At 48.6% G+C, this 8605-nt stretch carries 4 protein-coding genes, 21 tRNA genes and 2 rRNA genes (1 of these 27 cut by a window edge); 3 read left to right on the plus strand and 24 right to left on the minus strand.

Features of this window, described 5'->3' with window-relative positions:
- Positions 1 to 244: 244 nt before the first annotated feature.
- Positions 245 to 985 carry a Crp/Fnr family transcriptional regulator gene (locus tag BN1546_RS09475; RefSeq protein WP_090737266.1) on the minus strand — a complete coding sequence of 247 codons (741 nt, stop codon included), beginning with the start codon at positions 983 to 985 and terminating at the stop codon, positions 245 to 247.
- 298 nt (positions 986 to 1283) lie between these two features.
- Between BN1546_RS09475 and BN1546_RS09480 the strand changes: the two genes are divergently transcribed.
- From BN1546_RS09480 to BN1546_RS09490, 3 genes are all read left to right on the plus strand, one after another.
- Positions 1284 to 1733 carry a GAF domain-containing protein gene (locus BN1546_RS09480; RefSeq protein ID WP_090737267.1) on the plus strand — a complete coding sequence of 150 codons (450 nt, stop codon included), beginning with the start codon at positions 1284 to 1286 and terminating at the stop codon, positions 1731 to 1733.
- 143 nt (positions 1734 to 1876) lie between these two features.
- Positions 1877 to 2530: a response regulator gene (locus tag BN1546_RS09485; protein ID WP_016818376.1), complete on the plus strand. Its 654-nt coding sequence runs from the start codon at positions 1877 to 1879 to the stop codon at positions 2528 to 2530.
- Entirely contained in the window at positions 2523 to 3626 is a 1104-nt protein-coding gene (locus BN1546_RS09490; protein ID WP_040102326.1) for a PAS domain-containing sensor histidine kinase, read from the plus strand. The genes BN1546_RS09485 and BN1546_RS09490 overlap by 8 nt, the downstream gene beginning before the upstream one ends.
- Positions 3627 to 3829: 203 nt before the next feature.
- Here the strand turns inward: BN1546_RS09490 and BN1546_RS09495 are convergent.
- From BN1546_RS09495 to BN1546_RS09605, 23 genes are all read right to left on the minus strand, one after another.
- A tRNA-Gly gene (locus BN1546_RS09495) sits at positions 3830 to 3900 on the minus strand.
- 9 nt (positions 3901 to 3909) lie between these two features.
- A tRNA-Pro gene (locus tag BN1546_RS09500) sits at positions 3910 to 3983 on the minus strand.
- 22 nt (positions 3984 to 4005) lie between these two features.
- A tRNA-Arg gene (locus BN1546_RS09505) sits at positions 4006 to 4082 on the minus strand.
- A gap of 26 nt (positions 4083 to 4108) precedes the next feature.
- Positions 4109 to 4179, minus strand: a tRNA-Cys gene (locus tag BN1546_RS09510).
- A gap of 10 nt (positions 4180 to 4189) precedes the next feature.
- Positions 4190 to 4264, minus strand: a tRNA-Gly gene (locus BN1546_RS09515).
- 6 nt (positions 4265 to 4270) lie between these two features.
- Positions 4271 to 4358, minus strand: a tRNA-Leu gene (locus BN1546_RS09520).
- A 15-nt stretch (positions 4359 to 4373) separates the two neighbouring features.
- A tRNA-Lys gene (locus BN1546_RS09525) sits at positions 4374 to 4449 on the minus strand.
- A gap of 4 nt (positions 4450 to 4453) precedes the next feature.
- Positions 4454 to 4528 (minus strand) — tRNA-Gln (locus BN1546_RS09530).
- 18 nt (positions 4529 to 4546) lie between these two features.
- Positions 4547 to 4619, minus strand: a tRNA-His gene (locus BN1546_RS09535).
- A gap of 16 nt (positions 4620 to 4635) precedes the next feature.
- A tRNA-Tyr gene (locus BN1546_RS09540) sits at positions 4636 to 4721 on the minus strand.
- 4 nt (positions 4722 to 4725) lie between these two features.
- Positions 4726 to 4801: transfer RNA gene (locus BN1546_RS09545), tRNA-Thr, on the minus strand.
- 25 nt (positions 4802 to 4826) lie between these two features.
- Positions 4827 to 4899: transfer RNA gene (locus BN1546_RS09550), tRNA-Phe, on the minus strand.
- Between the two features lie 50 nt (positions 4900 to 4949).
- A tRNA-Asp gene (locus BN1546_RS09555) sits at positions 4950 to 5026 on the minus strand.
- A 25-nt stretch (positions 5027 to 5051) separates the two neighbouring features.
- Positions 5052 to 5125: transfer RNA gene (locus BN1546_RS09560), tRNA-Met, on the minus strand.
- Between the two features lie 10 nt (positions 5126 to 5135).
- A tRNA-Val gene (locus BN1546_RS09565) sits at positions 5136 to 5211 on the minus strand.
- Positions 5212 to 5217: 6 nt separating this feature from the next.
- Positions 5218 to 5289, minus strand: a tRNA-Glu gene (locus BN1546_RS09570).
- 31 nt (positions 5290 to 5320) lie between these two features.
- A tRNA-Ser gene (locus BN1546_RS09575) sits at positions 5321 to 5412 on the minus strand.
- A 3-nt stretch (positions 5413 to 5415) separates the two neighbouring features.
- Positions 5416 to 5489, minus strand: a tRNA-Met gene (locus BN1546_RS09580).
- Positions 5490 to 5523: 34 nt separating this feature from the next.
- Positions 5524 to 5599: transfer RNA gene (locus BN1546_RS09585), tRNA-Asn, on the minus strand.
- Positions 5600 to 5603: 4 nt separating this feature from the next.
- Positions 5604 to 5679: transfer RNA gene (locus BN1546_RS09590), tRNA-Ala, on the minus strand.
- 22 nt (positions 5680 to 5701) lie between these two features.
- Positions 5702 to 5778, minus strand: a tRNA-Ile gene (locus tag BN1546_RS09595).
- A 34-nt stretch (positions 5779 to 5812) separates the two neighbouring features.
- A 5S ribosomal RNA gene (gene rrf / locus BN1546_RS09600) occupies positions 5813 to 5929 on the minus strand.
- A gap of 78 nt (positions 5930 to 6007) precedes the next feature.
- Positions 6008 to 8605 (minus strand): 23S ribosomal RNA (locus tag BN1546_RS09605); it runs 330 nt beyond the window's last position.

Consider the following 8605-nt stretch of genomic DNA (forward strand, 5'->3'; position numbering starts at 1 on the left):
CATTTTCAACTACAGAATACAACTTGTAATATTTTACAAATGTCCAATATCTGAATTTTATTTGCTAATAGTCAGCTATTTCAACATGTACTACTTTTAAAAAAAACTATATCGTTGATTTGCCGCTAAACGCGTCGTCGATTTTTTTGATATTTATAATACTCGTTCCTTTTATTTGCTTATTGTCAGAAGACTTACAATTAGACGGAGTCTTTTAGCCCCCCGCCTAACGATGCTCATCATTTTATAACCTACAAACCTCATGGGCACATTGGCCATACGAAGGACAACAGCACATGGCACGCAACACCTTCAGGTCATGAATGACGATTTTTCCGTCTCTCGTATCCAAGGTTCTCTGCTCTTTTAGCGAGCTCAGCATCCGATTCACACTTTCGCGCGTTGCTCCAATCATCTCGCCCAGTTCGGAGTGACTTAGCTTCATGTTCAGTAAAATGCCATCCTTCACAGCTACACCACATGTATTACTTGCACGGATCAGTGTAGACGCTAGTGCCCCTGTTTTACCATACAACAGTAAGTCCCGAAACCGTGATTGCATAATTCGTTGCTTCATTGCCATCCACTGTATGAACTGAAGCGCCATTTCCCCGTTCTTAGACAGGAGTGACTCCAGATCCTTAACAAGCACGACACCTAACTCACACACATCGGCTGTTTCTGCAGTACAACTATACTCTTCCCCATCTATCCCACTAAACTCCCCGATCAAATCGCCTTGGTGCTGAATAGTCAGAATCAATTCTTTACCGTCTTCTGTCGATTTACGGAGTTTAACATGACCCGAATGTATATAATAAAGCTGCTCCGCATCATCACCCTCTCGAAAAAGCATAACGCCTGCCTTTACCTTCTTCCACGACATGATATCTTTTAACAGCTCAAAATGCTCTTCCGTCAGAAAAAGCTGAATCCCCGTGCGCTGCGTTTCGTCCCTAAACCGTTCCATACAAGTGGCTTGCATATTAGCGTCCTCCTCGTGTTTACCTGATATCTTTATCATAATGTTTTAATTCCTGGGTTGTTATCGGGAGAACACCTGATTTTGCACCTCCCTACTCCCTGATTTGCAGTGATAAATATCACTTCCAGGATTATCTAACGCCCCATTTATCGCCCCGCCTCTTATTGATTACCCAGTCTAATGAAAAGTCAGTGTTTCCTGCGCCTATAGATCAGGGGGTTCCCTGAATTACTTTTGTACCTGTCGGAATTACAATAAATTAGAGCTACAGTTGGTTAAGATAAAGGATGTGTCTTCTATGCTACAAATAACGGATGAAATGCGAAATGAACTGAACCAGTTGCGAAATCATGTTTATGGGGATCTCACTGCACTTGCATTTATGTCCAGGTCAGGGGGTAAGTTGCATTGGTATTATGCCTCCGGCAGCCGAAACAATCGCTATCGCCTTATCTCTTTTAAAGTCGGTCATGGGATTGCCGGGATGGCTGTTCGTCTGGGGCGTACCGTAACCGTTAGCGCTTTAATATCAGGCAGTATACGTTTACGTCAAGAATGTGCGCTTATGCTGGCCGAACAGTTACATTCTGCAGTAGCCATCCCCTTTTCCAGTACAGGAGACTTGCCAAACGGTGTGCTACTTGTTGGTAACCGTGAAGTGAGAACATTCACCGAATCTGATGTAGCCAAGGCCACTCAAGTCGCTCATCGCCTTGGCCAGCTATGTGCTCTCCCTCTCACTCCATAGATTGATATTTGAAGAAAAATAAAATTATAAATATAAGTGATTATGAACAGCTCATCTAACTATCTCTGTTGATTGAAATCCCTAAAATTTGCTATGATTATGACAAAACGCACGGTTTTTTTACCGTTCGAGGGGATGACTAATTGATTCGTATACTAGTAGTGGATGATCATGTTGTCGTACGTTCTGGCCTCATGGCCTTATTGGACGGCAAAAACGGTATTAAGGTAGTAGGAGATGCAGCAGACGGGGATGAAGCAATCCGCAAAGCGGTGGAGCTACAACCTAATGTCGTGCTCATGGATTTTAGTATGCCACCTGGCAAAGATGGCCTCACGGCAACCACCGAATTAAAAAAACAGTTGCCAGATACAGAAGTGCTTATTCTAACAATGCATGATGATGAGGAATATCTGTTCCGAGCCATTCAAGCCGGAGCATCTGGATATATTTTAAAAAGTGCACCTCATGAGGAATTACTCGCTGCCATCCAGTCTGTGGCCGAAGGCAGTGCCTATCTATACCCCAATGCAACCAAACGCCTGATGAGTGAATATCTGGACAAAATCAAACAAGAGGGCATAGCCGGACCGTATGAATCCCTGTCTGAGCGGGAAAAAGAGATCCTATCATGGGTAGCCAAAGGATATGCCAACAAGGAAATTGCCGAACACCTGGTGATTAGCGTCAAAACCGTAGAATCCCACAAAAGCAACCTTATGGAGAAGCTTAACTTGAAAACACGGCCTGAGTTGGTCAAATTTGCACTGAAAAAGGGGTTGCTCCATTATGAATGAACCTTCTAACCCTTTACTGCAGCCCGCCTTTGGGGAGTCAACCGATAAACTACTGAATGATTTGGAAATTCATATACCAGATTCTCCTTTTCTCCATGTACTGCGTAGTTCTCTCCATCAGCTATCCAATCTTAAATTTGCTCTAGATACATCTTCCATCGTTGCTCTGACCGATCATCGAGGAATTATTCAGTACGTAAACGATAAGTTCTGTGAGATTTCGCAATATAGTCGTGAAGAATTGATCGGGCAGGATCATCGTCTCATTAATTCGGGCTATCATACTCGAGCCTTCATGAAGAACCTGTGGACTACGATCCGTTCAGGTGAGGTATGGCAGGGAGAAATACGAAATCGTGCTAAAGATAACAGCTACTACTGGGTGAATACCACGATAGTTCCATTTATGGACGAGGAAGGTAAACCCTATCAGTACTTAGCGATCCGTAATGAAGTAACTAAATTAAAAAAAGTAGAGGCAGAGCTTCAGACCATGATGACGCAAGTCATGCAAATACAGGAGGAAGAGCGTAAACGCTTTTCAAGAGAGCTTCATGATGGGATTGGTCAAAGCCTGTTTTCACTTATTATTCAACTAGATAGCCAACTAGCTGAACAGCCCAGTGCTACTCTGGAAAATCTGCGTACACAGGTAACTGATATCATTAAAGATGTTCGTGGCTTAGCGTGGGAACTTCGTCCCTCAGTTCTGGATGATTTGGGTGTCGTACCGGCCCTAAGAACTTATATTGAAAATTTCTGTTCGCATTACGGAATCAAAGTGCATTTTCAATGTACTTTACGTAAACGCCTTGATATCCGAAAAGAAATAGCAATCTATAGAATTGTACAGGAAGCACTGACGAATGTGGCTAAATACGCAGATGTAGCAGAAGCATACGTTGATGTAGAGGATCAAGACGAAATAATAAAAGTAACTATTCGGGATGAGGGTATGGGCTTCTCTGGAGAATCCAAAGGAGAGGGAGTTGGATTGTTCAGCATGGAAGAACGAGCTAGAGGAGTAGGCGGCTTCATGAGCATGACTTCTGCTCCAAATCAGGGAACCTCCATCCAACTAACCATTCCAGTGTAAAATCTGTGCACTAGATCAGTTATCGGTGTATCCCCCTGCAGGAACAGGAGAGATACACCGATGGCAAGCACTAACAATAGCCATCACTTTGTGGAATCTATGGAATATAAATGTACAAAAAAAGAGAGAGCTCTGTCCCCAGACAGGCTCTCTTTATTTATAAGGTGTCACCACTGAGGCAACAAGAATCCGCTATAGCAAAAAGCGGGTGATGGGAATCGAACCCACGCTACCAGCTTGGAAGGCTGGAGTTCTACCATTGAACTACACCCGCAAATCAGTATCGGGATGACACGATTTGAACATGCGACCCCCTGGTCCCAAACCAGGTGCTCTACCAAGCTGAGCTACATCCCGACATTATACATTTTTTAAGAAATGGCGCGCCCTGAGAGATTCGAACTCCCGGCCTTTTGATTCGTAGTCAAACGCTCTATCCAGCTGAGCTAAGGGCGCATATCAAATTCCATAATGAGCAGTTAAGGCGCCACCCAGATTTGAACTGGGGATGAAGCTTTTGCAGAGCTTTGCCTTACCACTTGGCTATGGCGCCGTATGGATAATGGAGCGGACGACGGGAATCGAACCCGCGACCCTCGCCTTGGCAAGGCGATGCTCTACCGCTGAGCCACGTCCGCAAAATATGGTGCGGTCGAGAGGACTCGAACCTCCACGGGGGGTTAGCCCACACGGACCTGAACCGTGCGCGTCTGCCAATTCCGCCACGACCGCAAAATAATTTATAAATGGTGAGCCATGAAGGACTCGAACCTTCGACACCCTGATTAAAAGTCAGGTGCTCTACCAACTGAGCTAATGGCTCTTAATGGCTGGGGATATAGGATTTGAACCTATGCATGACGGAGTCAAAGTCCGTTGCCTTACCGCTTGGCTAATCCCCATTAAATTAAGAATCAAAGGGCGGCCGATGGGGCTTGAACCCACGAATGCCGGAGTCACAGTCCGGTGCGTTAACCACTTCGCCACGACCGCCATATGATTATAAAACTGGTGGAGGATGATGGATTCGAACCACCGAACCCGTAAGGGAGCAGATTTACAGTCTGATGCGTTTGGCCACTTCGCTAATCCTCCAAAATGGTGCCGGCGAGAGGACTTGAACCCCCAACCTACTGATTACAAGTCAGTTGCTCTACCAATTGAGCTACACCGGCACATTACCAATTCCCACTTGAAAGGTGGCTCGGGACGGAATCGAACCGCCGACACGAGGATTTTCAGTCCTCTGCTCTACCGACTGAGCTACCGAGCCATATTTAATTTTATAAATATACTATATAGTTCGTACTATATGCATATAAATGGCGGAACTGACGGGATTCGAACCCGCGATCTCCTGCGTGACAGGCAGGCATGTTAGGCCTCTACACCACAGTTCCAGAGGCATTTCCATCAGGAAATTAATTGCGGGGGCAGGATTTGAACCTACGACCTTCGGGTTATGAGCCCGACGAGCTACCGAACTGCTCCACCCCGCGATATAAAATATGGTGGAGGCTGAGGGGATCGAACCCCCGACCCTCTGCTTGTAAGGCAGATGCTCTCCCAGCTGAGCTAAGCCTCCATATTATGACCCGTAGGGGATTCGAACCCCTGTTACCTCCGTGAAAGGGAGGTGTCTTAACCCCTTGACCAACGGGCCTTACAAAATGAATTCTGATTTAATAAATTTATGGCGGAGAGAGAGGGATTCGAACCCTCGCACCACTTTCGCAGTCTAACCCCTTAGCAGAGGGTCCCCTTATAGCCACTTGGGTATCTCTCCGAGTAGCGGCAGAGGGGATCGAACCCCCGACCTCACGGGTATGAACCGTACGCTCTAGCCAGCTGAGCTACGCCGCCACCTTATATATAAAATCCAGAAGTATTAAAAATATGGCTCCCCGAACAGGACTCGAACCTGTGACAACTCGATTAACAGTCGAGTGCTCTACCAACTGAGCTATCAGGGAATATTGGTGGAGCCAAGGGGGATCGAACCCCTGACCTCCTGCGTGCAAGGCAGGCGCTCTCCCAGCTGAGCTATAGCCCCATACTTTTAGTCAATCTAGAAATGGTGGGCCTTAGTGGACTCGAACCACCGACCTCACCCTTATCAGGGGTGCGCTCTAACCAGCTGAGCTAAAGGCCCTAATTTATAATTTTATCATCCTTTAAAGGACTTTGCTTGGCGGCGTCCTACTCTCCCAGGACCCTGCGGTCCAAGTACCATCGGCGCTGGAGGGCTTAACGGTCGTGTTCGGGATGGGTACGTGTGGAACCCCTCCGCTATCGCCACCAAACATGAATTTGCCTCGCAAATTCTAACTTCAAGGTTACACCCTGAAAACTGGATCCGAAACTTCCTTGCGCCTTATCTTTAGGATAAGCCCTCGACCGATTAGTATTGGTCAGCTCCATGCATTACTGCACTTCCACCCCCAACCTATCTACCTCGTCGTCTTCAAGGGGTCTTACGAATTGGGAAATCTCATCTTAAGGGGGCTTCACGCTTAGATGCTTTCAGCGCTTATCCCTTCCGTACATAGCTACCCAGCGGTGCTCCTGGCGGAACAACTGGTACACCAGCGGTACGTCCATCCCGGTCCTCTCGTACTAAGGACAGCTCCTCTCAAATTTCCTACGCCCACGACAGATAGGGACCGAACTGTCTCACGACGTTCTGAACCCAGCTCGCGTACCGCTTTAATGGGCGAACAGCCCAACCCTTGGGACCTACTTCAGCCCCAGGATGCGATGAGCCGACATCGAGGTGCCAAACCTCCCCGTCGATGTGGACTCTTGGGGGAGATAAGCCTGTTATCCCCAGGGTAGCTTTTATCCGTTGAGCGATGGCCCTTCCATGCGGTACCACCGGATCACTAAGCCCGACTTTCGTCCCTGCTCGACTTGTAGGTCTCGCAGTCAAGCTCCCTTCTGCCTTTGCACTCTTCGAATGATTTCCAACCATTCTGAGGGAACCTTGGGGCGCCTCCGTTACTCTTTAGGAGGCGACCGCCCCAGTCAAACTGCCCACCTGACACTGTCCTCGCACCGGATCACGGTACCAAGTTAGAACCTAGATACGATCAGGGTGGTATCCCAAGGATGCCTCCCTTCAAGCTGGCGCTCAAAGTTCTACGGCTCCCACCTATCCTGTACAGATCGTACCCAAATTCAATATCAAGCTGCAGTAAAGCTCCATGGGGTCTTTCCGTCTTGTCGCGGGTAACCTGCATCTTCACAGGTATTAAAATTTCACCGGATCTCTCGTTGAGACAGCGCCCAAGTCGTTACGCCATTCGTGCGGGTCAGAATTTACCTGACAAGGAATTTCGCTACCTTAGGACCGTTATAGTTACGGCCGCCGTTTACTGGGGCTTCGGTTCATAGCTTCGCCCCGAAGAGCTTACCACTCCCCTTAACCTTCCAGCACCGGGCAGGCGTCAGCCCGTATACTTCGCCTTGCGGCTTCGCACAGACCTGTGTTTTTGCTAAACAGTCGCTTGGGCCTTTTCACTGCGGCCCCCTCGGGCTATTCACCCTACCGAGGCACCCCTTCTCCCGAAGTTACGGGGTCATTTTGCCGAGTTCCTTAACGAGAGTTCTTCCGCGCGCCTTAGAATTCTCTTCTCGCCTACCTGTGTCGGTTTGCGGTACGGGCACCTTCTCCTGGCTAGAGGCTTTTCTTGGCAGTCTGAGATCATGACCTTCGCTACTACAATTTTCGCTCCCCATCACAGCCCAGCCTTAACGATGTGCGGATTTGCCTACACATCAGCCTCACTGCTTAGACGGACATCCATCAGTCCGCGTCACTACCCTACTGCGTCACCCCATCGCTCATAGCGGATTACGGTGGTACAGGAATTTCTACCTGTTGTCCTTCGACTACGCCTATCGGCCTCGCCTTAGGTCCCGACTTACCCTGAGCGGACGAACCTTCCTCAGGAACCCTTAGGCTTTCGGCGGATCTGATTCTCACAGATCTTTTCGTTACTCATACCGGCATTCTCACTTGAATGCAGTCCAGCGCTCCTTCCGGTACACCTTCAACCCGCATTCAACGCTCCCCTACCCCTGATGCAAAGCATCAAGCCATAGCTTCGGTGGTGTGTTTAGCCCCGTTACATTTTCGGCGCAGAGTCACTCGACCAGTGAGCTATTACGCACTCTTTCAATGGTGGCTGCTTCTAAGCCAACATCCTGGTTGTCTGTGCAACTCCACATCCTTTCCCACTTAACACACACTTGGGGACCTTAGCTGATGGTCTGGGCTGTTTCCCTTTCGACAATGGATCTTAGCACTCACTGTCTGACTCCCGGAACTAAATCCATGGCATTCGGAGTTTGACTGAGCTTGGTAACCCTTGCGGGCCCCGCACCCAATCAGTGCTCTACCTCCACGATTCTTCTTTCCGAGGCTAGCCCTAAAGCTATTTCGGGGAGAACCAGCTATCTCCGGGTTCGATTGGAATTTCTCCGCTACCCCCACCTCATCCCCGCATTTTTCAACATGCGTGGGTTCGGGCCTCCAGTGCGTGTTACCGCACCTTCACCCTGGACAGGGGTAGATCACCCGGTTTCGGGTCTACGTCCACGTACTCATTCGCCCTATTCAGACTCGCTTTCGCTGCGGCTTCAGCTCTTCACCTTAACCTTGCACGGGAACGTAACTCGCCGGTTCATTCTACAAAAGGCACGCCATCACCCCTAAAATGGGCTCTGACTTCTTGTAAGCACACGGTTTCAGGATCTATTTCACTCCCCTTCCGGGGTGCTTTTCACCTTTCCCTCACGGTACTGCTTCACTATCGGTCGCCAGGGAGTATTTAGCCTTGGCAGATGGTCCTGCCGGATTCATACGGGGTTTCACGTGCCCCGCACTACTCGGGATCCGTCTCGGAGGGAACAAGTTTTGAACTACAGGGCTTTTACCTTCTCTGGCGGGCCTTTCCAGACCTCTTCATCTAACCGGT

It is taken from the genome of Paenibacillus sp. Mc5Re-14 (assembly GCF_001049835.1).
Lineage (GTDB): Bacteria > Bacillota > Bacilli > Paenibacillales > Paenibacillaceae > Paenibacillus > Paenibacillus polymyxa_C.